This is a genomic window from [Clostridium] saccharolyticum WM1 (genome assembly GCF_000144625.1).
In the GTDB taxonomy this organism is placed as follows: Bacteria; Bacillota; Clostridia; order Lachnospirales; family Lachnospiraceae; genus Lacrimispora; species Lacrimispora saccharolytica.
In genome coordinates, this window is sequence record NC_014376.1 from 1,369,823 (window position 1) to 1,393,336 (window position 23,514).

22 protein-coding genes and 2 tRNA genes are annotated in these 23,514 nt (G+C 46.5%); 18 read left to right on the forward strand and 6 right to left on the reverse strand.

Features of this window, described 5'->3' with window-relative positions; genetic code table 11:
- The first annotated feature begins 18 nt into the window (after nt 1–18).
- From CLOSA_RS06470 to CLOSA_RS06510, 9 genes are all read left to right on the forward strand, one after another.
- On the forward strand, nt 19–243 hold the full coding sequence (locus CLOSA_RS06470) for a cation transporter (protein ID WP_013271968.1): 225 nt from the start codon (nt 19–21) through the stop codon (nt 241–243).
- A gap of 16 nt (nt 244–259) precedes the next feature.
- Complete coding sequence (locus CLOSA_RS06475) at nt 260–2,128, forward strand: heavy metal translocating P-type ATPase (protein ID WP_013271969.1); 1,869 nt, start codon at nt 260–262, stop codon at nt 2,126–2,128.
- A 168-nt stretch (nt 2,129–2,296) separates the two neighbouring features.
- On the forward strand, nt 2,297–3,634 hold the full coding sequence (gene glnA / locus CLOSA_RS06480) for a type I glutamate--ammonia ligase (protein WP_013271970.1): 1,338 nt from the start codon (nt 2,297–2,299) through the stop codon (nt 3,632–3,634).
- Nucleotides 3,635–3,676: 42 nt separating this feature from the next.
- Nucleotides 3,677–4,225, forward strand: coding sequence for an ANTAR domain-containing response regulator (locus tag CLOSA_RS06485; RefSeq protein WP_013271971.1), 549 nt, complete (start codon nt 3,677–3,679; stop codon nt 4,223–4,225).
- Between the two features lie 15 nt (nt 4,226–4,240).
- A complete protein-coding gene (gene dapF, locus CLOSA_RS06490) occupies nt 4,241–5,053 on the forward strand; it encodes a diaminopimelate epimerase (RefSeq protein ID WP_013271972.1) in 813 nt (270 codons plus the stop codon).
- Between the two features lie 17 nt (nt 5,054–5,070).
- A complete protein-coding gene (locus tag CLOSA_RS06495) occupies nt 5,071–6,300 on the forward strand; it encodes an LL-diaminopimelate aminotransferase (RefSeq protein WP_013271973.1) in 1,230 nt (409 codons plus the stop codon).
- A 132-nt stretch (nt 6,301–6,432) separates the two neighbouring features.
- On the forward strand, nt 6,433–6,888 hold the full coding sequence (locus CLOSA_RS06500; RefSeq protein WP_013271974.1) for an Lrp/AsnC family transcriptional regulator: 456 nt from the start codon (nt 6,433–6,435) through the stop codon (nt 6,886–6,888).
- Between the two features lie 80 nt (nt 6,889–6,968).
- A complete protein-coding gene (locus CLOSA_RS06505) occupies nt 6,969–7,751 on the forward strand; it encodes an N-acetylmuramoyl-L-alanine amidase (protein WP_013271975.1) in 783 nt (260 codons plus the stop codon).
- A gap of 170 nt (nt 7,752–7,921) precedes the next feature.
- Complete coding sequence (locus tag CLOSA_RS06510) at nt 7,922–8,824, forward strand: DUF368 domain-containing protein (protein WP_013271976.1); 903 nt, start codon at nt 7,922–7,924, stop codon at nt 8,822–8,824.
- Between the two features lie 76 nt (nt 8,825–8,900).
- On the opposite strand, the gene CLOSA_RS06515 is transcribed toward CLOSA_RS06510, so the two are convergent.
- Both CLOSA_RS06515 and CLOSA_RS06520 read right to left on the reverse strand, forming a co-directional pair.
- Entirely contained in the window at nt 8,901–10,166 is a 1,266-nt protein-coding gene (locus CLOSA_RS06515) for a peptidoglycan-binding protein (RefSeq protein ID WP_013271977.1), read from the reverse strand.
- Nucleotides 10,167–10,274: 108 nt separating this feature from the next.
- Nucleotides 10,275–10,472 carry a hypothetical protein gene (locus CLOSA_RS06520; RefSeq protein ID WP_013271978.1) on the reverse strand — a complete coding sequence of 66 codons (198 nt, stop codon included), beginning with the start codon at nt 10,470–10,472 and terminating at the stop codon, nt 10,275–10,277.
- 354 nt (nt 10,473–10,826) lie between these two features.
- Between CLOSA_RS06520 and CLOSA_RS06525 the strand changes: the two genes are divergently transcribed.
- Complete coding sequence (locus tag CLOSA_RS06525; RefSeq protein ID WP_013271979.1) at nt 10,827–11,900, forward strand: carbamoyl phosphate synthase small subunit; 1,074 nt, start codon at nt 10,827–10,829, stop codon at nt 11,898–11,900.
- Complete coding sequence (gene carB, locus CLOSA_RS06530; protein ID WP_013271980.1) at nt 11,900–15,100, forward strand: carbamoyl-phosphate synthase large subunit; 3,201 nt, start codon at nt 11,900–11,902, stop codon at nt 15,098–15,100. Before CLOSA_RS06525 ends, carB begins: the two co-directional genes overlap by 1 nt.
- Nucleotides 15,101–15,153: 53 nt before the next feature.
- Here the strand turns inward: carB and CLOSA_RS06535 are convergent, their stop codons facing one another.
- Genes CLOSA_RS06535 through CLOSA_RS06545 form a run of 3 tightly spaced genes read right to left on the reverse strand, consistent with a single transcriptional unit; the run spans nt 15,154 to nt 16,252 of the window.
- Nucleotides 15,154–15,774, reverse strand: coding sequence for a manganese catalase family protein (locus CLOSA_RS06535; protein WP_013271981.1), 621 nt, complete (start codon nt 15,772–15,774; stop codon nt 15,154–15,156).
- Nucleotides 15,774–16,070 (reverse strand): spore coat protein CotJB, encoded by a 297-nt coding sequence (locus CLOSA_RS06540; protein WP_013271982.1) that lies wholly within the window; start codon nt 16,068–16,070, stop codon nt 15,774–15,776. The genes CLOSA_RS06535 and CLOSA_RS06540 overlap by 1 nt, the downstream gene beginning before the upstream one ends.
- Nucleotides 16,070–16,252, reverse strand: coding sequence for a spore coat associated protein CotJA (locus CLOSA_RS06545; RefSeq protein WP_013271983.1), 183 nt, complete (start codon nt 16,250–16,252; stop codon nt 16,070–16,072). Before CLOSA_RS06545 ends, CLOSA_RS06540 begins: the two co-directional genes overlap by 1 nt.
- Nucleotides 16,253–16,495: 243 nt before the next feature.
- Between CLOSA_RS06545 and CLOSA_RS06550 the strand changes: the two genes are divergently transcribed.
- Nucleotides 16,496–17,419 (forward strand): NYN domain-containing protein, encoded by a 924-nt coding sequence (locus CLOSA_RS06550; RefSeq protein WP_041708529.1) that lies wholly within the window; start codon nt 16,496–16,498, stop codon nt 17,417–17,419.
- Nucleotides 17,420–17,498: 79 nt separating this feature from the next.
- Here CLOSA_RS06550 and CLOSA_RS06555 read toward each other — a convergent pair whose 3' ends face one another.
- Nucleotides 17,499–18,506 carry a YeiH family protein gene (locus CLOSA_RS06555; protein WP_085952046.1) on the reverse strand — a complete coding sequence of 336 codons (1,008 nt, stop codon included), beginning with the start codon at nt 18,504–18,506 and terminating at the stop codon, nt 17,499–17,501.
- Nucleotides 18,507–18,625: 119 nt separating this feature from the next.
- On the opposite strand from CLOSA_RS06555, the gene CLOSA_RS06560 reads away from it, so the two are divergent.
- The 6 genes from CLOSA_RS06560 to CLOSA_RS06585 all read left to right on the forward strand — a co-directional run bounded on the left by CLOSA_RS06560 (nt 18,626) and on the right by CLOSA_RS06585 (nt 23,505).
- Nucleotides 18,626–19,507, forward strand: coding sequence for a LysR substrate-binding domain-containing protein (locus CLOSA_RS06560; protein WP_013271986.1), 882 nt, complete (start codon nt 18,626–18,628; stop codon nt 19,505–19,507).
- A 200-nt stretch (nt 19,508–19,707) separates the two neighbouring features.
- Nucleotides 19,708–19,780: transfer RNA gene (locus CLOSA_RS06565), tRNA-Val, on the forward strand.
- A gap of 37 nt (nt 19,781–19,817) precedes the next feature.
- Nucleotides 19,818–19,891 (forward strand) — tRNA-Met (locus tag CLOSA_RS06570).
- Nucleotides 19,892–20,216: 325 nt separating this feature from the next.
- Nucleotides 20,217–21,176: a uroporphyrinogen decarboxylase family protein gene (locus tag CLOSA_RS06575; protein WP_013271987.1), complete on the forward strand. Its 960-nt coding sequence runs from the start codon at nt 20,217–20,219 to the stop codon at nt 21,174–21,176.
- Nucleotides 21,177–21,190: 14 nt separating this feature from the next.
- On the forward strand, nt 21,191–22,609 hold the full coding sequence (locus CLOSA_RS06580; protein WP_013271988.1) for an ABC transporter substrate-binding protein: 1,419 nt from the start codon (nt 21,191–21,193) through the stop codon (nt 22,607–22,609).
- A gap of 26 nt (nt 22,610–22,635) precedes the next feature.
- A complete protein-coding gene (locus CLOSA_RS06585; RefSeq protein WP_013271989.1) occupies nt 22,636–23,505 on the forward strand; it encodes a carbohydrate ABC transporter permease in 870 nt (289 codons plus the stop codon).
- The last annotated feature ends 9 nt before the right edge of the window (nt 23,506–23,514 follow it).

The window sequence follows — 23,514 nt, forward strand, 5'->3', positions numbered from 1 at the left end:
AAAAGGAGAGAAGCGGTTATGAAGAAGATTATTAAGCTGGAAGGTTTATGCTGTGCCAATTGTGCGGCCAAGATTGAAGAAGAGGTAAAAAAGCTGGATGGTGTGGAAAGCGCATCAATCAGCTTTATGACCCAGAGGATGACCATGGAAGTCCAGGACGGAAAGACTGATGAAATTCTGGAGGCAGCCAAAAAGATATCAAATAAAATTGAACCGGAAGCAGAATTTAAGGTACTTCGGTAAGAGCAAAGGAGCAGTTATGACGAAGAAACAGAAACGGATGGCAATAAGGCTTGCAGCCAGCGCCCTGTTTTTTGCAGCAGGAATGCTTTGGGAGGAAAAGACGGCCTGGTATTGGATGCTCTTTTTGGTTTCCTATCTGGCAGCAGGATATGACATTCCTTTAAAGGCGGCACGCAATATTAAAAACGGCCAGTTTTTCGATGAGAATTTTCTTATGACGGTGGCCACCTTCGGTGCCATCGGCATTGGGGCTATGGAAGAAGCAGTGGGAGTTATGCTGTTTTACCAGATCGGCGAACTCTTTAATGATTACGCAGTAAACAAATCCAGAAAATCCATTACCGAGCTTATGGATATTAATCCGGAATATGCCAACCTTATCAAAGATGGCAGAGAAGAGAAAGTAGACCCGTATGAGGTTTCCGTAGGGGATATTATCGTGATAAAACCGGGCGAAAAGGTTCCTCTTGACGGAATCGTTGTAAAGGGTGCCGGAGGCCTGGACACAAAAGCCCTGACAGGAGAATCCATGCCGGTAGAAGTAAAGGAAAACGATGCGGTATACAGCGGCTCCATTAATTTAAACGGTGTTTTGGAGGTTCGGGTAACAAAACTGTTTGATGACTCCACAGTGGCAAAAATCCTGGAGCTGGTGGAAAATGCCAGCTTTCGAAAAGCAAAAGCGGAAAACTTCATCACCAGGTTTGCAAGGGTATATACGCCGGTTGTAGTAATTCTTGCCCTGATTCTTGCAGTGGTTCCTCCGCTCCTTTTAGGCGGCTCATGGGGGACCTGGATATACCGTGCATGCAGCTTTCTGGTGGTTTCCTGTCCCTGCGCTCTGGTGATTTCCGTTCCCTTAAGCTTTTTCGGAGGGCTGGGAGCTGCTTCCAGGCACGGGATCCTTATGAAGGGAAGCAATTACCTGGAAGCCATGGCTTCCCTGGATACCGTTGTGTTTGATAAAACGGGAACTCTTACTACAGGAAAATTCCGCGTCACAAGGGTTGCCCCTGTGGAAGGAACCGAAGAAGAGCTTTTAAGGCTTGCGGCTCATGGAGAGTTTCACTCCAACCATCCCATTGCTTTATCCGTTAAGGAAGCCTATGGGAAGCCTGTTGATGAGACCTTAATCGGAGGGGTGGAAGAAATTGCAGGATACGGCATCAGGGCAGAGCTGAAAGAGGAAGGAAATGAACAGGAACTTTATATCGGCAATGCAAGGCTTATGGAACAGCAGGGCATTACAGTTCCAGCCCAGGAGACAGTATCAGGAACCTCTCTTTATGTGGCTGACAGCGGGCGTTATCTTGGCTCTATTACCATTTCCGACACCATCCGGGAGGATGTTCCCATGGCCTTAAAGGGCTTAAGGGAAGCAGGGGTCAGGAAACTGGTGATGCTGACCGGTGATAAGCCGGAGGTGGGCCAGGCGGTTGGGGAACAGCTGGGACTTGATGAGGTTCACGGCGGACTGCTACCCGGTGATAAGGTTGGCAAGGTAGAAGAACTGCTGTCAAGGAAACGGGAAGGACAGAACCTGGCCTTTGTAGGCGACGGTATCAATGATGCACCGGTTCTAGCCCGCGCCGATGTTGGAATTGCCATGGGAGGAATCGGTTCCGATGCTGCAGTGGAAGCTGCGGATGTTGTGATTATGACCGATGAGCCGTCAAAGCTTATTGATGCCATAGCAATCGCAAGGAAAACAGCCGTCATAGTGAAGCAGAATATCATTTTTGCCATAGGGGTGAAAGTGCTCATACTCTTACTTTCAGCGGCAGGAATTGCCACCATGTGGGCGGCTGTATTCGGTGACGTAGGAGTCTCCGTGCTTGCGATATTAAATGCCATACGGGCTTTAGGATATAAAAGTCATAAATAAAAGTCATAAATAAAAGCATTGACAAATTTTTTTGAAGCTGTTATATTTTACACATATGACGGGGTGGTGCGAAGATGGTCCATGTGGTGACTGTTTTTGCCTGCCCTTTTTGCTTTTGCAGGAAAACTGGACTTTTTAATTCTGGATGTTGAGAAGGGAGAACGCAATATGAGCAAATATAGCAAAGAAGATATATTCCGGATCGTAGAGGAAGAAGATGTGGAATTTATCCGCCTTCAGTTCACTGACATTTTCGGTATGCTGAAGAATGTAGCCATTACTAAAAGCATGCTTAATAAGGCTTTGGAGAACCGATGCATGTTTGACGGCTCTTCCATTGAGGGCTTTGTAAGAATAGAAGAATCCGATATGTACCTTTATCCGGACCTTGATACGTTTGAGATCTTTCCATGGCGTCCCCAGCAGGGGAAGGTTGCCCGCTTAATGTGTGATGTATATTGCCCGGACAGGACGCCTTTTGAAGGCGATCCCAGATTCGTGCTTAAAAAAGTATTGAAAAAGGCCAGGGATATGGGATTTGAATTCCATGCGGGGCCAGAATGTGAATTCTTTCTTTTCCATACCGATGAAGAGGGGCGCCCCACAACAGATACTCATGAAATGGCAAGCTATTTTGATGTGGCTCCCATTGACCTGGCTGAGAATGTCCGCCGGGATATCGTGCTGAACCTGGAAGAAATGGGATTCATGATTGAGGCTTCCCATCATGAAATTTCTCCGGGGCAGCATGAAATTGATTTTCAGTATGCAGAGGGCATGGTAACGGCGGATAACATCATGACCTTTAAGATGGCAGTGAAGTCCATTGCAAAGCGCCACGGACTTCATGCTACCTTTATGCCAAAGCCAAAGGCAGGCGTCAACGGCTCAGGGATGCACATCAATATGTCCCTGTCTGATTTAAAGGGCAGGAACATGTTTGAGGACGCATCCGATGAGCTTGGCTTAAGTAAGGTTGCCTATCAGTTTATAGCCGGTATCCTTTATCACATGAAAGGGATGGCCATACTCACCAATCCTCTGGTCAATTCCTATAAGCGCCTGGTTCCCGGTTACGATGCACCGGTTTATATTGCATGGTCGGCCAAGGCGAACAGAAGCCCCCTGATCCGCATCCCCGCCTCCAGAGGCGCAGGAACCAGGATTGAGCTTCGCTGCCCGGATCCTGCCGTCAATCCTTACCTGGCTCTGGCTGCCTGCCTGGCTGCCGGCCTTGATGGAATCGAAAAAGAGATGACTCCTCCGGAGAGCGTTGACAGGAACATTTTCGACATGCTGCCGGAGGAAATTCTGGAAAAAGGAATGGAACATCTTCCGGAAACTCTGGGAGAAGCTATTGAGTTCTTCCGCAAGGATGATTTTATGAAAAAAGTGCTGGGCGAACATATCTTTACCAAATACCTGGAGGCCAAGGAAACCGAATGGCATCTGTTCCGGGCCCAGGTAACAGATTGGGAAGTGGAAGAATACCTGTATAAATACTAATGGTTTCTGTTTTCTGATACGGTTATCTGGAGGTGAGAGTGTTTGACCAATGTGATAGTGGCATTTTCCAGAGAAGAGGATGCAAAAAATATTAGAAATATTCTTGTAAGGAACGGCTTTATGGTAGCAGCGGTCTGCACCTCCGGTGCCCAGGCGGTAAACAGTGCCGACGAATTGGGCAGTGGAATCGTAGTATGCGGCTGCAGGTTTGCAGATATGGTGTTTAATGAGCTTTATGAATGCCTTCCCAAAGGCATGCAGATGCTTCTTTTGGTGTCCCCCAGCCAGTGGAGCGGCAGGGCGCCGGAGGGGGTGGTCTGTCTGGGCCATCCATTAAAGGCCCAGGATCTGGTAAGCACTCTTGAAATGATGGTAGCTTCTCTTGCCAAAAGACGGAAGAAATTAAAAAGCCAGCCAAAGGAGCGGAGCAGCGAAGAAAAGGAATTGATCAAACAGGCAAAGGAGCTTTTAATGGAACGGAACCATATGTCCGAAACTGATGCCCACCGGTACATCCAGAAATGCAGCATGGACAGCGGAACCAATATGGTGGAAACCGCCCAGATGATCATGAGCCTGATCAATCGGTAGCTATGGGAGAGAATGATGAAATTTACGAAGATGCAGGGAATCGGCAACGATTATGTATATATTAATTGTTTTGAGGAAATTGTGGAAACCCCGGAGAAGCTGGCGAAAAAGGTCAGTGACCGCCATTTTGGCATCGGCTCCGATGGTCTGATCCTTATCTGTCCGTCAGAAACAGCGGACTGCCGTATGAGGATGTTTAATGCGGACGGCTCGGAGAGCCAGATGTGCGGCAATGGTATCCGCTGTGTTGGAAAATATGTTTACGATCACGGACTGGTGGAAAAAACGGAATTTAACGTGGAAACCGGTGCTGGAATCAAACATCTAAAGGTCAGCACTGAGGACGGAAAAGCTGTCCGTATTACGGTGGACATGGGCGTGCCGGAGGTTACCAGCCAGGTGCCGGAACCCATATGGGTTAACGGGATGGAGTATGAATTTATCGGTATCTCCATGGGCAATCCCCATGCCATTTATTATATGGATTTTATTGACGGCCTGGATTTAGAGGCCATTGGTCCTGCCTTTGAGCACCATGAGCGTTTTCCGGAACGGACGAATTCAGAATTTATCCAGGTAGTGAACCGGAATTACATTCGCATGCGGGTATGGGAACGGGGCAGCGGGGAGACCTGGGCCTGCGGGACAGGAGCAGCAGCCAGTGCAGTTGCCTCGGCCTTAAGCGGCCGCACTGCCCATATGGTTGAAGTAGAATTAAAGGGCGGCAATCTGACCATTCACTGGGATCGGGAAGGAAGCGGCCATGTGTTCATGACCGGGCCGGCGGTTGAGGTTTTTGAAGGAGAATTTGATATAAATAATCTGTAAGGAAACAGGAGGAACTTATGGTAAAAATCAATGAAAACTACTTAAAGCTTCCGGGAAGCTATCTTTTTTCCACCATTGGAAAAAAGGTAAACGCCTATATCCAGGCACATCCGGATAAAAGGATCATACGGCTTGGGATCGGTGATGTAACACAGCCTATTGCGCCTGCCATTACTTACGCACTTCACGAAGCGGTGGATGAAATGGGCCATAAAGAAACCTTTCATGGCTATGCGCCGGATCTGGGCTATGGATTTTTAAGGGAAATCATTGCAAAGGAAGATTACGCTGCCAGAGGCTGCAACATATCCCCCGACGAGATTTTTATCTCGGATGGGGCGAAAAGCGATTGCGGCAATATTCAGGAGATTTTTGACGAGAGCTGCCGTATTGCGGTCTGCGATCCGGTTTATCCGGTTTATGTGGATTCCAATGCCATGGCTGGAAGAACAGGGGAATATGAGGAAGAAACCGGCAGGTGGAGCAGGGTGATTTATATGCCATGTACGGCTCATAACCATTTTGTTCCGGAGCTTCCCCAGGAAACGCCTGATCTGATTTACTTATGCGTTCCCAACAATCCTACTGGTACGACCCTGACACGGGACCAGCTGAAGGTATGGGTGGATTATGCCAATCAAAAGGGGGCAGTGATCCTTTATGATGCCGCTTATGAGGCCTATATCGCCCAGGATGATGTACCGCATTCTATTTTTGAGATCCAGGGTGCAGAAACCTGTGCCATTGAATTTCGCTCCTTTTCCAAAAATGCCGGCTTTACCGGGGTCCGTCTGGGCTTTACGGTCATACCAAAGGCCTTGGAAAGGGGAGGGGTTGCCCTTCATTCCTTATGGGCCAGACGTCATGGGACCAAATTTAACGGTGCGCCCTACATCGTTCAGAAGGCCGGCGCTGCGGTCTATTCGGAAGAAGGAAAGGCTCAGTTAAAAGAACAGGTAGCTTACTATATGAGAAATGCCAAAACCATCTACACTGGGTTGAAGGAAGCCGGATATGAGGTTTATGGAGGTGTCAATGCTCCTTATATTTGGTTAAAGGTGCCGGAAGGAATGACCTCCTGGGAATTTTTTGACCGTTTGCTGGAGGAAGCCGGCGTGGTGGGAACTCCTGGAAGCGGGTTCGGACCAAACGGCGAGGGATATTTCCGTTTGACGGCATTTGGTACCTATGAAAATACGGCAGAAGCCATAGAACGGATGAAAAAGATGCCATCCCTTAAAAAATAAGCATTGACAAGCAGATTTTGATTGGTTATGATCATTTTATGAGAAGTTCATAAACGTGCAGTTTTATTTAAAGGAACAAAAGCGTTCGGTGCCTGGGTGGTGCTGACGCTTTTTTCTTTTCAGGAGGAAAACATGGATGACATCGATAAAAAAATAGTGAAGATATTACAAAAATATGCCAGGGAATCCTTAAAAAATATAGCAGAAGCCACTTTTTTGTCTTCTCCTGCGGTATCCGCCAGAATTGAAAAGCTGGAGAGGGAAAAAATTATTACAGGCTATCATGCGGCAGTGGATGCAAGGAAGCTGGGATACCATATCACCGCATTTGTAAGCCTGGATGTTCCGCCTGTGGAAAAGATCCAGTTTTATGAAGAGATGGAGACCATTCCCAATGTTCTGGAATGCAACTGCGTCACAGGAGATTACTCCATGCTGGTCAAAGTAGCCTTTCCCAGCACCATGGAGCTGGATGTTTTTATCGGCCGGATACAAAAATACGGAAAGACCAGCACTCAGATTGTATTTTCCACTCCGGTAGGACCAAGAGACGTGGATGTAATGGCGGAATTGGGAGAAAAAGAATAAATATGGTACGAAAAAGTGGTACCCAGAAGGCTGCCTTTACATACTTTATAGAATAGAAGTATGTGAAGGGAGTTTTTCTTTTGGCTGAGAGAACGATCGTAGTAATAGATGCCGGACACGGCGGCGCGGACCCAGGTGCATCCTTTGAAGGACGGCAGGAAAAAAATGATAACTTAAAGCTTGCGATGGCTGTGGGAAGAATTCTAGCAGACAACGGAGTTGACGTCAGATATACCAGAACTGACGATACCTACAATACCCCTCTTGAAAAGGCCGTGATGGCCAACGATGGGGAAGCAGATTTTCTTGTTTCCATTCACCGCAATGCCATGCCGGTACCTGGCACCGGCTCCGGAATAGAAGTTCTTGTATTTGAAGATAAAGGGGTACAGGGCATTCTTGCCAGGAATATAGGAGACGTCTTAAATAAGACAGGATTCGCTAATTTAGGCACAGTGGAACGTCCGGGCCTGGTTATTCTCAGGCGGACAAATATACCAACAGTTCTTGTAGAGGTGGGTTTTATTGACAATGAAGAGGACAATAATTTCTTTGATCAGAACTTTGAGGCCATTGCCCAGGCCATAGCCGATGGCATTTTGAAATCCGTGAAAGAGCAGGAGGAATTACGTCCCGAATATTATCAGGTACAGACGGGAGCGTTCCGGGTTCATACCCTGGCGGAAGAGCAGGTCAGCACGTTAAAAGCCCAGGGTTTCCCGGCGTTTGTTGTTTATGAAGACGAAATATACAAGGTCCGGGTGGGAGCATTTCGTAATCTGGATAATGCGGTGCGTATGGAGCAGGCACTGAGGCAATGCGGCTACAGCACGTTTATGGTAAAAAGACCGGCAGTATTCTGAAATCTGGCCGCCGGGACGCAGGCTTTTCCATAAAGTCACGCCCCTGCGGCTTTTTTTGCGTGAATCTTGATCCTTCTGATGCCTGATGGCCGGAACCAGAGGAAAGGTGTATTAGAAGCGGTCAGAAAGGCATAGGATATACCATACATCATTCATTCAGGAGGAATTGCTTGGAATATATCAGTGAGATTCTAAGAGGTGTTATCATTGGTGTGGCAAATATACTTCCCGGCATCAGCGGAGGAATGCTGGCCATTACCATGGGAGTGTACGATAAGATTATTCATGCGGTAACGCAGCTTTTCCGGGAACCTATAAAAAGCCTGCGGGTTCTTCTTCCCTACGGGATTGGAGCGGCGGCAGGCATTGTTTTTCTATCTCTGGCATTTGAATATCTCTTCCATACATATCCGCTCCAGACCAAAATGGCATTTTTAGGGCTGATCGGCGGAGGGCTTCCATCCCTCTTTCAAAAATCGTTTTCCAAAGACCGTACAGACAGAAAAAAAGGGATCATCACGGCGATCCTTACCTGCTGCGTGGTCCTTCTCATTACTTATATTGCGGAAACAACCATCACTTCCGGCCATAGCGGGGAAGGAATGGATATGGCTTCCGGTGCGGCCTATCTATCCTCCGGAAAGCTTTGGATGCTCTCAATGTTTCTGGTGGGACTGCTGGCTGCGGCCACCATGGTGGTTCCGGGAGTGAGCGGTTCCATGATCATGATGATGATAGGTTATTATGAACCGATATTGCAGACGAACAATGCCTGTATAAGAGCCTTGTCATCTTTTGACTTCCAAAGCCTTCTGGTAAATGGGATGGTGCTTGCTCCCTATATAACTGGTTTATTACTCGGGGTTTTTCTGTTTGCAAAAGTAGTGGAACGCCTGCTCACCCATCATGAACGCCAAATGTACCGTGTCATCATTGGTCTGGTTTGTTCCTCTCCTTTCGTTATCTTATGGGATATGCCGTGGGAAATGGTGAAGCTGTATGAGCTTCTTGGAGGGATCGCGCTGGCTTTGCTGGGATATGTGGCGGCTGATCTGCTGGGGGGAGAAGGTTAGGATAAAAGGAGGAAGACCCTGTTTATGAGGGCCTTCCTCTTTTTTATGAACTGATTTTTGGGATTAGTGACTGTTTTTAAGAGTATTCTGCGATCCGGGTAATCCCTACATAGATGTGGGAGATCTTATACCATGTGGCAAAATCAATGACCCCGGTTACCGGAAGTCCGAAAATAGACTGGAACTGCCGGACAGCTTCAGCGGTTGCGGGACCGAAGATTCCGTCAGCCCTGATACGGGGGATGGCGGTATAGACCGTTGCAATGGTATCAAGCTGTTCCTGGACCTGGCGTACCTTATCTCCGCTGGCGCCGACGGTTAAATTAAAGCCGGGCCAGGAAGAGGGAACTCCGGATACCTGTTCGGCAGTGTTGATATACATATCACTTCCGTAAAAATGACGCAGTATTTCAATGGCGGAATAGCCCTGTTCTCCAAGGGTGCAGCTTCCCCACTGAGACATCCAGTTGGGGCATTGGACTCTGTTCCCGTCACAGTACTGGGTAAGTATGGGCTGCCTGATACCCGGGCGGGATAAGTAGCTGTTAAAGATTTCGTCCACTACCTGTGATATGCTTTCATAAAGATTCCGCCCGTAAATCCATTTGTGGTCAAAGGCTGTGGAGGATGTAATGGTAAAGTCATATCCCTGGTTCCGGTACCATTCCGTATAGACCCGGTTTAAGGTAAAACTCATAATAGCTAGCACATTGGCGGTAATGGATGCTCTGGGCCAGGTGGCATAAATCTCACTGGATGCCACATTTTTAATATAATCCCGGTAAGGAACGTAATAATTGGGAGCAGTGGGATCCGTGGGAACTCCGTCGTGGACAATGATGGTCTGGGGAACAACCACACGGCTTAAAACGATTTCCCCGGTTTCTGCCACGGTTTTAACTTCAGCTTCCGCAATTTTGGGAGGATATTCACCATAAAGGGTGTGGTCCGGGATGACAATGGGAACGTCCGGAGTGATTTCATCCTGGACAGGAGTCATGCGAACCGGCTGGATGGCCGTCGTATCTGCCAGAATCTCCGTACCGGAGATAGCAACAGGTTCAAAGCCCTGGGCACGGATCATAAGTATGTATTCCGAGTAAGGCTGGACAAGGCCGGGTGATAAGCTGTAGTCGACGGGAGGAGCAGCAAGACTTACCTGCTCTGTCTGACCGGATGAATTGGTGGTGAGCTGCTCTACCGTACTTTCAGGATCTCCCTTGTAGGCAATGGAAACCTCCGCATCCCGGATCGGAAAGTTATTTTCCCGGGAAACAACATCTACCTGAAGAATGCCGGTAGCAGTGGTTTCCTGTTGCGCAGCCATCATGTATTTTTTCATAGAATGCCCCTTAATGAATTGATTATTATTAAATATATTAAAGGGGAAAAGGAATAATTACAAAAGCCCCCGCAGGGAAAGATAAAATTTAATCCTGCGGGAGGCCTTTTAGAAAAAGGATGATTTTGTTTCTTGAAACATGGACTCCACATAGTTTCGCATTTCATCCCGGCTTTCAACGGATCTTGCTCCGTCTACGATCCGGTTTCTCTGTTCTTCCGGAAGTCCGGCGAACCGGGTCAGAATATCCGAGTGCTGTGCCAACTCCATGGTAAAGCCAATGGGAAGTTCGCTGTTATCAATCATAATTTATCACCTCAGTCATAGTCTGTACGGTTTATGAAAAACTATACTTTTGAAAAATCAGCCAGGTACAATGTATTATTATACAATTTTTTTTAATAAAATTATAAATTATGCATGATTTATAAGTAAATATAAAAAAATATATAAGAAGAAAACAGTTGAAAAATGTCGCAGTATCATGTATAATCTATTCAATTTGGGCATTACCGTTCAGACATGCAGAACCATTTAAACGGCATACATATTCTCCTTTCGGAGTTATTTTCTTCTGCCAAAATAGGAATGGCATGGCTGAACAGAAGCATTCGGGCAGCTCAATAACCATAGCATTGAGAAAGGACAAGGACTTTGCGTATGAAAGCTTTTTTAATACTGGAAGACGGTACTGTGTTTACAGGATCGAGCATTGGATCCACCCGGGAAGTGATCAGTGAGATCGTATTTAATACTTCCATGACAGGTTATCTGGAAGTCCTCACCGACCCCTCCTATGCGGGGCAGGCAGTTGTAATGACTTATCCCCTGATAGGGAATTATGGTATTTGTCATGAAGATATGGAATCATTAAACCCATGGCCGGATGGCTACATTGTCAGAGAATTATCTAGAATTCCCAGCAACTTTAGAAGCGGGGATACACTTCAGCATTTCTTAAAAGAACACAACATTCCAGGTATCAGTGGTATCGATACAAGAGCCCTTACAAAAATTCTAAGAGAAAAAGGTACGATGAACGGCATGATCACAACCGATGAAGGTTATGACCTTGACGATGTCATTTTGCGTACGAAACAATATTCGGTGACCGGAGTGGTTAAGAAAACCACCTGCGGAGAGAAATATATTCTTCCGGGCAGCGGGAAAAAGGTGGCCCTGCTGGATCTTGGAGCCAAGAGGAATATTGCAGGGTCCTTGCAGGAAAGAGGCTGTGAAGTGACGGTTTACCCTGCTTTGACGAAAGCAGAGGAGATCCTGTCTTCCTGTCCCGATGGTATAATGCTTTCCAACGGGCCGGGGGATCCGAAGGAATGCGTGGAGATCATTGAAGAAATAAAGAAATTATATGAATCCAATGTCCCCATATTTGCCATCTGCTTAGGGCATCAGCTGATGGCCCTTGCAGCCGGTGCAGATACCCACAAATTGAAATACGGCCACAGGGGAGGCAACCATCCGGTAAAGGATCTGGAAACCGGCCGGGTGTATATTTCCTCCCAGAACCATGGTTACGTGGTGGATGTGGAGACCATGGATCCATCAGTGGCTGTTCCTGCCTTTGTCAATGTAAACGACGGAACCAACGAAGGGTTAAAATATACGGGCAAAAATATATTTACCGTGCAGTACCATCCGGAGGCCTGCCCGGGACCAAAGGATTCCGGGTACTTATTTGACCGGTTTATAAAAATGATGGAGGTGGGAAAATAATGCCGAAGAATCAGGATATTAAAAAGGTGCTCGTGCTTGGCTCCGGTCCTATCGTTATCGGCCAGGCAGCGGAATTTGACTATGCCGGTACTCAGGCCTGCCGTTCCTTAAAAGAAGAAGGAATCGAAGTAGTTCTGCTAAACTCCAATCCGGCGACCATCATGACGGATAAGGATATTGCAGATAAGGTTTACATTGAACCACTGACCGTAGAGGTGGTGGAACAGCTGATCTTAAAGGAACGGCCAGACAGCGTCCTGCCTACCCTTGGAGGTCAGGCAGGGTTAAACCTTGCCATGGAGCTGGAGGATCGGGGATTCTTAAAGGAGCACAAGGTGCGCCTGATCGGAACCACAGCCCTTACCATTAAAAAAGCAGAGGACCGGGAGCTGTTTAAAGAGACGATGGAAAAAATCGGCGAGCCGGTGGCACCCTCTGATATTGTGGAGCATGTGGAGGATGGCCTGAAAGTTGCGGAAAAGATCGGATATCCGGTGGTGCTCCGTCCTGCCTATACCCTGGGAGGTTCCGGAGGCGGTATTGCCGAAAATCCGGTACAGTGCCGTGAGATCCTGGAAAACGGACTTCGTTTGTCCCGGGTGGGACAGGTTCTTGTGGAACGCTGCATTGCAGGGTGGAAGGAAATCGAATACGAGGTGATGCGGGACGGCGCAGGCAATGTGATCACTGTGTGCAACATGGAAAATATCGATCCCGTGGGCGTGCATACCGGAGACAGCATTGTGGTTGCTCCCTCCCAGACCCTGGGGGATAAAGAATACCAGATGCTGCGCACCTCAGCATTAAAGATCATCAGTGAGCTGGGAATCACCGGAGGCTGCAACGTACAGTATGCCCTTCATCCGGAAAGCTTTGAATACTGTGTGATCGAGGTAAATCCCCGTGTCAGCCGATCCTCCGCTCTGGCCTCCAAGGCTACCGGCTATCCCATTGCAAAGGTTGCTGCAAAAATTGCTCTGGGCTATACCCTGGATGAAATAAAAAATGCGGTGACAAAGAAGACCTATGCCAGCTTTGAACCAATGCTGGATTACTGTGTGGTCAAGATGCCCCGCCTTCCCTTTGACAAATTCTTAAGCGCAAAGAGAAGCCTGGGAACCCAGATGAAGGCGACAGGCGAGGTCATGAGCATTTGTACCAATTTTGAAGGCGGCCTTATGAAGGCCATCCGTTCCCTGGAACAGCATGTGGACAGCCTTATGTCCTACGATTTTTCAGGACTTACGGATGAATTACTGGCTGAAACCCTACACCTTGTAGATGACAGAAGGATATGGGTCATAGCTGAGGCCTTAAGAAGAGGCTTTTCCTATGAAACCATCCATGATATTACAAAAATAGATGTGTGGTTCATTGATAAGCTGGCCATTCTTGTGGAAATGGAAGAAGCCCTTAAGAAAGGTCCTTTGACTCTGGATCTTCTGAAGGAGGCAAAAAGGCTGGAATTTCCGGATACGGTCATTTCCAGTCTGACTAAAATTCCGGGGGAGGAGATTCACCGGATGAGAAAGGAGAACGGCATTGTAGCTGCGTTTAAAATGGTAGATACCTGTGCCGCTGAATTCGCCGCCGAAACCCCTTACTATTATTCCTGCTTTGGAAGTGAGAATGAAGCGGTAAACACCCGGGGGAGAAAAAAGGTACTGGTTCTTGGCTCCGGCCCTATCCGTATCGGACAGGGGATCGAATTCGACTTCTGCTCGGTCCACAGTACATGGACCTTCCGCAGGGAAGGATATGAAACCATCATTGTTAATAACAACCCTGAGACAGTAAGCACGGACTTTGATATCGCTGATAAGCTATATTTTGAGCCTCTTACCCCAGAGGATGTGGAAAGCATCGTTGATATGGAAAGGCCAGACGGGGCGGTGGTCCAGTTCGGCGGACAGACGGCTATTAAGCTGACACAAGCGCTGATGAAAATGGGGATTCCTATTCTTGGAACTGCGGCAGAGGATGTGGATGCGGCAGAGGACCGGGAATTGTTTGATAAGATCCTGGAGGAATGCAGGATCCCAAGACCTGCAGGACAAACGGTATTTACAGCGGAGGAGGCCAAGAAGGCAGCAGGAGAGCTGGGATACCCGGTACTGGTAAGACCCTCGTATGTTCTGGGAGGACAGGGCATGCAGATTGCCATTTCTGACCAGGATATTGATGAATTTATGGGAATTATCAACCAGATCGCTCAGGAGCATCCGATCCTGGTGGATAAATATATCCCGGGTAAGGAAATCGAGGTGGATGCGGTTTGTGATGGGGAGGATATTCTGATTCCCGGCATTATGGAGCACATGGAAAGGGCCGGCGTGCACTCCGGTGACAGCATCTCCATATACCCGGCTCAGAGCATCAGCGAAGCGGTAAAGGAAAAGCTGGTGGAGTATACAAAAAGGCTTTCCAGAGCCCTTCACGTAAAGGGAATGATCAACATTCAGTTCATTGTAAGCGGGGAAGAGGTCTATGTCATTGAGGTGAATCCCAGGTCTTCCCGTACGGTGCCTTATATCAGCAAGGTGACCGGAGTCCCCATTGTTCCCTTAGCCACCAGGGTGATCTGCGGACACTCCATCAGGGAGCTGGGACATGAGCCGGGACTTTTGCCGGATGCAGATTATATTGCTGTAAAAATGCCGGTGTTTTCTTTTGAAAAGATCCGGGGGGCGGATGTAAGCCTTGGGCCGGAGATGAAATCCACCGGAGAGTGCCTGGGCATAGCAAAGACCTTTAATGAGGCTTTGTATAAAGCATTTGCAGGAGCCGGGATCAAACTTCCAAGACATAAGAACATGATCATAACTGTAAAGGATTCCGATAAAGAGGAGATGATTGACATTGCCGGAAGGTTTCAGGCCCAGGGTTATAAGATATTTTCCACATCTGGTACGGCCAAAGTACTGAACGAGCATGGGATAAAGGCCTTCATGGTGCGTAAGCTGGAACAGGAATCCCCAAACCTTCTGGATTTAATCCTTGGACATGAAATTGACCTGGTCATTGATACGCCGACCCAGGGAGCTGACAGAAGCAGGGACGGTTTTGTAATCCGCAGAAATGCCGTAGAAACCGGAGTAACGGTATTGACTTCCTTAGATACGGCAGCCGCTTTAGTCACAAGTATGGAAAACAGGGCAAAAGAATTAACGCTGATCGATATTGCAAGTATATCAATATAAAATAAGAAATAAAAAAAGGCTGGAACATATGAAACCTGTTCCAGCTTTTTTTATTATTGCATATTATTTTTTACAAATTGTTTGTCAAACTCCGGGTTATAATAATAGAAGTTTTTCGAATTTAAGTTGGATTTGATTTTTTCAAGTGCTTCCCCAAACCGCTGGAAGTGCACCACTTCCCTTGCCCTAAGGAATTTCAGTGGTTCTCTCACATCAGGATTCGGTATGATGCGGATTAAGTTGTCATAGGTGGTTCTTGCCTTCTGTTCTGCTGCCAGGTCCTCCACTAAATCGGTAATTGCATCGCCTTTGGATTGGAATTCACAGGCATTAAAGGGTACTCCGGCTGCTGCAGTAGGCCAGAGAGCCGTAGTATGATCAATATAATAGGCATCAAATCCAGCTGTTTTTGCCTGTTCCACAGACAAGTTTTTTGTCAGCTGGTAAATAATGGCGCAGACCATTTCCAGATGTCCAAGCTCTTCTGTTCCAATATCTGTCAAAAGACCTCCAACTTCCTTGCATGGCATGGAATACCTTTGGGAAAGATAACGCATGGAAGCTGCCAGCTCTCCATCCGGCCCGCCAAACTGGCTGATGATCAGGGAAGCTGTTTTCGGACAGGTTTCCTTGATATTTACAGGGAACTGCAATCTCTTTTCATAATTCCACATTATACAGTACCTCCTTCCCAAGGCAGCGGGCCGTCTGTCCAGGTAAAATGCTTTTGCCCCGCATATTTCGTCTGGGTTTCTGTTTTATTGTTGGTATCAGGGCAGACACAATTTATGGTGAGAGGTTCAAAGTTTTCCGCATAGGTTTTTAAAAGCTGCTTTCTTTGATCCATGGCCTGCTTAAAGGCTGTCAATGCATTATCATCCAATGGGTGAGTATCCAGATACAGAGTCAAATCATTAACAGTAAAGCTTATTTCCGTGATCTGCTTTAAAAGTGTTTTTTGATCTGCCATTATTGACCACCTCCTGTTACGTAGAATGGAAGATTAAGGCTTGGGAATATGGTTCCGTGTTTTAAAGCTGTCTGAGGATCATAGGGCTGTTCCCATGGCTGCATGGGAACAGTGGCGATAGCCAGCTGAACCGTTTTTGAAGGCGTAGCAGAACTTCCGTTTGATGTGTCACTTGAATTCATAATAACACTCCTTTCTTATTTCCTGCCCATATTTTCAGAGCATAAAGGTGCACCTTTAAGATGCTTCCGTGATTCATTGCTTTCTTCCTTAGTATGGTTGGATTAAAGTAAAATACGTTGCAAAAATTCTCCCAGTTTATCCATTGAGATGTTATTGTAATAAATGAAAAAATGAAATATAATGGAAAAGCAGGATTGAATTGGCAGAATATTGAAAATAAATGAAGACAGGAGAACAGAGTGTTGAGCGACAAGAAATTTGCAGTATTGATTGATTCGGATAATATCTCCGCAAAGTATATTACATGCATTCTGGATGAGATGACACGCTACGGCGTCATTACTTACAAAAGAATATACGGAGATTGGACAAGCTCCCAGATGGGAAAATGGAAAATGGAACTTCTTGAAAATTCAATCACTCCGATCCAGCAATTTTCCAATACCGTGGGAAAGAATGCGACCGATTCCGCCCTGATCATTGATGCTATGGATTTGCTTTATACGGACCATGTGGATGGATTCTGTATCGTATCCAGCGACAGCGATTTCACCCGGCTGGCCAGCAGGCTTCGAGAATCCGGCAAGGAAGTTATCGGAATGGGAGAGGATAAAACGCCCAAGTCCTTCCGGGCTGCCTGTACGGTTTTCACCAATCTGGAAGTACTTCTTGATCAGGATGAAGAAGGAACAGGAGGAGGAGCCATTGGAAAAGAAGTGATCGAACAGGATATCACTTCGATTATTTTAGAAAATGAAGATAAGAATAAGGCAACGGGCCTGGGAGAGATCGGCAACCGCCTTGTGAAAAAATACTCTGATTTTGACGTGAGAAACTACGGATACAGCTCCCTTTCCAAATTTTTAGAGGAAATGGGCAGCTTTGAGCTTAAAAAGTCCAACAATGTGGTGACTGTGCGGATGAAGGATAACCGCACCAGGAAACAGGAACTGGATGATTATGCAGTATGGCTGGTAAAGGGCAGCGGAAAGAACGGCATGGAGCTGGCGGCTCTGGGCAACGGCATGCACCGGAAGTTTACGGATTTCAAGGTAAAGGATTATGGATATTCCACCTTTTCTAAATTTGTCCACAGCATCGGACAATTAGAGGTCAGGGAAAATAAAAACAATAATAAGACCGTGTATCTGAAAAAAGAGGAATAAAGACCGGCGGCCAGGAAAACACGATCCATGTTTCCTGGCCGCTTTTCAACCCCCGAAGTAAACTGAGGGTGATTTGACGTTACCAGATTCCCAGTAGTATTTGGAGAATCAGACTTACCGCTGAGATACCAAGCCAGCAGCAGAAGCCTAAAAAAAGGGGCTTTTTCCCGGTTCGTATCAGCCGGATCAGATCTGTATTGGTACCAATGGCTCCCATAGCCAGGATAATAAAAAGCTTGCTTAATTCTTTTAAGGAGCCGGTAACGCCTGCCGGTATAGGAAAGGCCGTAGTGATGATAGAAGCCAGCAGGAAAAAGAGTACAAAGGACGGAAAAACTTTTTGAATGGTTACGGAGCGTCCGGAAGTTTTCTTTTCTTTTCCGGTCCGGTAACATGCTAAAAACAGGGTGATGGGAATGATGGCCAGGGTTCTGGTCAGTTTAACTATGGTGGCTGTTTCCAGGGTATTGCTGCCGTATATGCCATCCCAGGCAGAAGCAGCTGCCGTTACAGAAGAGGTATCGTTAATGGCAGTTCCGGCAAAAAGGCCAAAGCCTTCATTGGAAAGTCCCAAAGCCGCGCCCAAAGCAGGGAAAAGCAAAGCTGCAATAATGTTGAATAAAAAGATCACCGAAATGGACTGGGCAATTTCGCTGTCATCGGCATCAATAACAGGTGCTGTTGCAGCAATGGCAGAACCGCCGCAAATGGATGAGCCAACGCCGATTAATATAGAGGTTTTGCCGGGAAGCCTTAATTTTCTGGAAAGCAGGTAAGCAATTACCAGGGAAGTGGTGATGGTTGCCAGGATTATGGGAAGGGCTTCCCTGCCCTTTTGAAGTACTGTGGCCAGATTCATGGAAAAACCCAGGAGAATCACGGCATACTGCAGGACTTTTTTAGAAGCAAAGGCCACCCCCGGGCGGAAAAAATCTTTCCCTTTTACAAAGGGCGCCATTGTCATGCCAATGAGAATTGCAAAAACAGGGCCGCCGATGACCGGGAAGGCTTTTCCTAAAAACCATGAGGGTACGGAAATTAATAGGCTGAGAAGAACACCTGGGGCGTATTTTTTCATAAGTAAAATCCTCCTTTTTGATATGCTTTATTATATTGGAGAACAATAATAAAATAAAATTATTTATATTTATCAAATCATAAGATTTTGTTATGGTTATTGGAGGAACATAAAGGAGATCATAATTTATGCTGGATTTCAGAGTCGATACATTTCTTGCAGTTTGCCGTTATATGAACTTCACAAAGGCAGCCGGCGAGCTTCACATCACCCAGCCTGCCGTATCCCACCACATTCATTTCCTGGAGGAGAAGTATGGGGTCAGGCTGTTTGAATATAACGGGAAAAAGGTAAGCCTGACGGAGGCGGGAAACGTTTTTCTATCTGCCGCAGTCACCATGAAGGCGGATGAGCTGCACTTAAAGAAAATGATGGAGCAGCAGTCAGGGAAAGGCAGAAGGCTGGTATTTGGTGCTACCATGACCATCGGAGAGTATGTGATGCCTGAAGCACTGGTGCGGTTCCTTGGTGTTTATCCTGGGACAGCGGTTCAAATGGCAGTTGGAGATACCAGGGAGCTGCTTGCTAAGCTTAACAACGGAGAGATTGAGTTTGCATTGGTGGAGGGTTTTTTTCAGAAAAAGGAGTATGATTTCCTGGTCTTTGCTTCGGAACCATTTGTAGCCGTCTGCGCACCTGGCTATGAATTTCATCAGGCTGTGAGAAAGCTGGAGGATCTTCTGCCGGAACGGATCTTTATCCGGGAGCCTGGCTCAGGTACCAGGTATGTTTTTGAACGCTATTTAGAGGGGAAGAATTTGTTGCTTCAAGATTTTCCTGATTTAATGGAAATCAGCAACATCGGCGCCATGAAGCATTTGGTGGCAAGAGGTCAGGGGATCACCTTTCTTTATGAAGCAGCGGTAAAAGAGGAACTTAACAAGGGAACGTTAAAAAAAATCCAATTAGAAGACTTTCATCTGATCCATGATTTTACGTTTATCTGGAGGAAGGGAAGTATTTTTGAACCTTATTTCCAGGAGCTGTTTCATATTCTTCATGGAGATTAAGTTCTATAGGAAATGCCCTGGCAACCGGTCTCATATCCGTGAAAAATGGCGGAAACCCTGATGGAATCAGAGAGAAAGTAGGTACAGGAAAAAATGAAAATAATTGACAAAAAAGTGTTGACAATTAATACAATTCATATTATACTAATGGAGCAGTCGGGAACGAAAGAAAAAAAGTGCTCCTGACCGAGACAAACACCGGGATCTTAGCTCAGCTGGGAGAGCATCTGCCTTACAAGCAGAGGGTCACAGGTTCGAGCCCTGTAGGTCCCATTGATAAGCAATTTTGTTTATCCATTTAATTGAATATGGCGGAATAGCTCAGTTGGCCAGAGCACACGGTTCATACCCGTGGTGTCGAGAGTTCGAATCTCCCTTCCGCTACTTTTTGAGACATCTGTTTTCTAGCAGATGTCTTTTTTTTACCATAAATCCGCAAAGCCGGACCAACACCATATAGGGAAGTCAGGTCATGGGAATCCTCCCAGGTTCCTTATGAGTGACGCAGGGAAGCTGAAAATGCCGGAAACACTTTGCTCGGTATAAACTTGCATCTTACCATAGACAGAAATGGAACAATAAGGCAAAGTGAACAAAATAAAAATTATATAGAAAGAAAAATATATAAAATGACGGAAGATGTATTGACAAGTAATAATAACAGTGGTATTATCAGTGATATAAACAGAAGCTTAAAGGAGATATTAGTATGACAAAAAGAGAGCGGGTATTGGCAGCGATTCATGGGAAGGAGGTGGATTATGTACCCACCGGATTTTCGTTACACTTTCCGGAAAACCAGGCGAAGGGTGAGAAAGGGGTAGAGTCTCATCTTGAATTTTTTCGTCAGACAGATACGGATATTATCAAGATTATGAATGAAAATCTGGTTCCGGATGCAGGGGAAATCAGGACTCCGGAGGACTGGAATAAAATACCTCATTATTCCTTGAATGATCCCTTCATGAAAAGCCAGATTGAAATGGTAAGGAGCATCATGGAAAAGGCAGATCCTGATGCATTCTCCCTGGGCACACTTCACGGAATTTGCGCTTCCGCCATTCATCCCATTGAAGTACGTTATGGCTATGAGGGCGTTAGAGAATTATTCTGTACCCATATCAGGGAGAATAAGCAGCCGGTTCTGGAGGCATTTAAGAGGATTGCAGATGGAATGTGCCAGCTGGCAGCAAAATATAAGGAGCTGGGCCTGGATGGAATTTATTACGCAGCATTAGGCGGAGAAAAGCATTACTTTACGGATGAAGAATTTTCAGAAATGATAGAGCCTTTTGACAAGGAGATATTAAAGGCTTCCAAAGAAGCCGGATGTATCAATTTCCTGCATATGTGCAAAAATAACTTGAATATGAAGAGATATGAATCCTACAACAGCCTGGCTGATGTGGTGAACTGGGGAATTTATGAAACGGATTTCAGCCTTGAAGAGGGGAGACGGCTGTTCCCGGGTACGGCGGTTATGGGCGGACTTGCCAACAGAAGCGGTGTTATGGTAGAGGGGACTATGGATGAGCTGAAAGCCGAAGCAAAGAAGGTAATTCGTGATTATGGGAAAACATCATTCATCCTTGGTGCTGACTGCACACTTCCCACAGAGATTCCTTATGACAGGATCCGGGCGATTGCAGAAGCGGCAAGAGAGAGGTAAGAGGAGGATAAAAGATGAAAAGAACAGTAGCAATTCTAATGGCAGCAGCGATGACAGCAGGCATGATCGCAGGCTGCGGAGGGAACAACGGCAGCTCAGAAAGTACAGCAGCAACTGCAGGCAGCAGTACCCAGCCGGCAGACAAAGAAAAGGGGGCGGCTGCGGATAAAACCGTATATCCGGCAGGCACCATCACCATCTACGGCACAGGACAGCCTCAGTATCTTCAGGAGTACTATGATGCCTGGCTGGCCGACCACAAAGAGATTGCACCGGATGTAAAGATTGAGATCGTGCAGACAGAGGGGCATGCACAGAGCCGCGAGAAAATCACCATGACTGCACTGTCGGGCGCAGAGGATGACCTTCCGGATGCTACATATTTAGACCCGGTGAATATCATGGATCTTTCTCAGGCAGGGATATTAAAGGATGAAACAGAGTTTTTAAAGCCCTATATGGACAAGATGGTGGAAGGCGCAGCCAATGATGCCACCTTAAACGGCAAGATTTACGGACTTCCGGAATCGGTGCGTCCCAATGTGTTATTCTATAACAAGGACATTTTTGAAAAGTATGGTGTAGATCCGGCTATGATGGAGACCTTTGACGGTTATGTGGAAGCAGGCCGCCTGTTAAAGGAAAAGAGCAGCGGCGAGGTGTATTTGTCTTACATCAGCCCCGGCAGCAAGACCTGGAGGTACTGGGGGAGAAGAGGTCTTATGCCCCAGGCCAATGCAAGAATCTGGGATGAAAACGGCGGTATTGTCATAGGAGAGGATGAAGGGACGAAGCTGGCTTTGGGTACGCTGGATACCTTATATTCGGAAGGCCTGCTGTTAAAATCTGAAATCATGGAGCCTGCATTATATGATGCAATCAACGGACAGAAAGTGGCTACCTTCTATATCGGTGCTTTCTGGGATGAGTTTATGAGAAAGAACTGCCAGACGACCGCAGGACAGTGGAGGGTTATGTCATCTCCCGTGTTTGAAAACATAGGCAAGGCGGGAGCTCCGGTATCCTCCTATTTCTGTATCGTTAACAAGGGGGATAATGTATATGCCGGACTTCTGGAACAGATGTGGAAGGATTTCACCTTTGACACTCAGTCCAGGAATACCTGGGTAAAATCCATGGAGTCCCAGAATGCTCCCTATGCCAACCCTATTTCCCTGGAAATGCTTCAGGATGATTTCTGGAAAGAACCTTCCAGTTTCTATGGCGGCATGTCTTTCCGTGAAACGGAGGGCAAGTGTCTGGAAAACGGTGCAGTCAATCTGGTTGTCACTCCCCAGGATGCAGAGGCAGACGGAATAATTTCGGCAGAGCTTGAAAATTACGTGGCAGGTAATCAGACTATGGATCAGGCCATTGCCAATATGGATAAGAATTTAAAGGCAAAAATCGGCAAGGCAGAAATTGCCAAGTAGTAAGTGGCTCTATGAGGAGAAATCATATGCTTAAAACATGGAATAAATACAAAGCTCCCTATTTGTTCATATTGCCGTTTTTTCTGCTGTTTCTTGTATTCCAGCTGATTCCTTCCCTCTGGACCATTGCCATCAGCCTTACAAACTGGAAAGGAATCGGGACCCCGGAGTTTTGCGGGATGGACAACTATAAAAAGCTGGTGATTGATAATATGTTCTGGGAGGCTTTAAGGAATACCGTTGTATACTGGATTACAGGCCTTGTATTCATACTGGCGCTTTCAGTACTCATTGCAAGCCTGTTAAATTCCGACATGCTGAGAGGAAGGGCGTTTTTCAGGACAGTTACATTCCTGCCGAACATTTGTGCAGCCATTGCCATGGGGTTGATTTTTCGAATGCTTTTTGATGAAAATGCAGGCTTGATCAATGAACTAATGGTTTTCGTTGGATTTGAAAAAGTCCCCTGGCTCACCAGTACCAGGTATTCCAGAATTCCGGTTATTATGCTGAATGTGTGGAGGAATACTCCCTGGTTTACCATGATTGTATTTTCCGGTCTGTTAAACATATCCAGGGATTACTATGAAGCAGCTACGGTAGATGGGGCCAACAGGTGGAAACAGTTTTGTTATATTACCCTTCCCTCCCTGGGCAATATTCTGTTTTTCTGCTCCATTACCCTTACGGTGGACAGCTGGAAGCTTTTTAATGAATCCTATATTTTGCCTGGGCCGGGAACGTCCAATACCTCCTTGTTCCAGTATATGTATGAATCAGGATTTAATATTTTTAATATGGGCTATGCATCTGCCATCGGTGTGATACTGATTGTGATACTGGCTGTTTTGTCTATGGTACAGATGATCGTGAAAAAAAGACAGGGTGAATGGTAGGAGGAGCGT

Coding starts and splice junctions, on each gene's coding strand:
- CLOSA_RS06495 (WP_013271973.1), top strand. CDS start 5,071: ATGGTAAAAATCAATGAAAACTACTTAAAGCTTCCGGGAAGCTATCTT.
- CLOSA_RS06545 (WP_013271983.1), bottom strand. CDS start 16,252: ATGAATTCAAGTGACACATCAAACGGAAGTTCTGCTACGCCTTCAAAA.
- CLOSA_RS06475 (WP_013271969.1), top strand. CDS start 260: ATGACGAAGAAACAGAAACGGATGGCAATAAGGCTTGCAGCCAGCGCC.
- glnA (WP_013271970.1), top strand. CDS start 2,297: ATGAGCAAATATAGCAAAGAAGATATATTCCGGATCGTAGAGGAAGAA.
- carB (WP_013271980.1), top strand. CDS start 11,900: ATGCCGAAGAATCAGGATATTAAAAAGGTGCTCGTGCTTGGCTCCGGT.
- CLOSA_RS06500 (WP_013271974.1), top strand. CDS start 6,433: ATGGATGACATCGATAAAAAAATAGTGAAGATATTACAAAAATATGCC.
- CLOSA_RS06520 (WP_013271978.1), bottom strand. CDS start 10,472: ATGATTGATAACAGCGAACTTCCCATTGGCTTTACCATGGAGTTGGCA.
- CLOSA_RS06470 (WP_013271968.1), top strand. CDS start 19: ATGAAGAAGATTATTAAGCTGGAAGGTTTATGCTGTGCCAATTGTGCG.
- CLOSA_RS06560 (WP_013271986.1), top strand. CDS start 18,626: ATGCTGGATTTCAGAGTCGATACATTTCTTGCAGTTTGCCGTTATATG.
- CLOSA_RS06535 (WP_013271981.1), bottom strand. CDS start 15,774: ATGTGGAATTATGAAAAGAGATTGCAGTTCCCTGTAAATATCAAGGAA.
- dapF (WP_013271972.1), top strand. CDS start 4,241: ATGAAATTTACGAAGATGCAGGGAATCGGCAACGATTATGTATATATT.
- CLOSA_RS06585 (WP_013271989.1), top strand. CDS start 22,636: ATGCTTAAAACATGGAATAAATACAAAGCTCCCTATTTGTTCATATTG.
- CLOSA_RS06515 (WP_013271977.1), bottom strand. CDS start 10,166: ATGAAAAAATACATGATGGCTGCGCAACAGGAAACCACTGCTACCGGC.
- CLOSA_RS06525 (WP_013271979.1), top strand. CDS start 10,827: ATGAAAGCTTTTTTAATACTGGAAGACGGTACTGTGTTTACAGGATCG.
- CLOSA_RS06580 (WP_013271988.1), top strand. CDS start 21,191: ATGAAAAGAACAGTAGCAATTCTAATGGCAGCAGCGATGACAGCAGGC.
- CLOSA_RS06575 (WP_013271987.1), top strand. CDS start 20,217: ATGACAAAAAGAGAGCGGGTATTGGCAGCGATTCATGGGAAGGAGGTG.
- CLOSA_RS06540 (WP_013271982.1), bottom strand. CDS start 16,070: ATGGCAGATCAAAAAACACTTTTAAAGCAGATCACGGAAATAAGCTTT.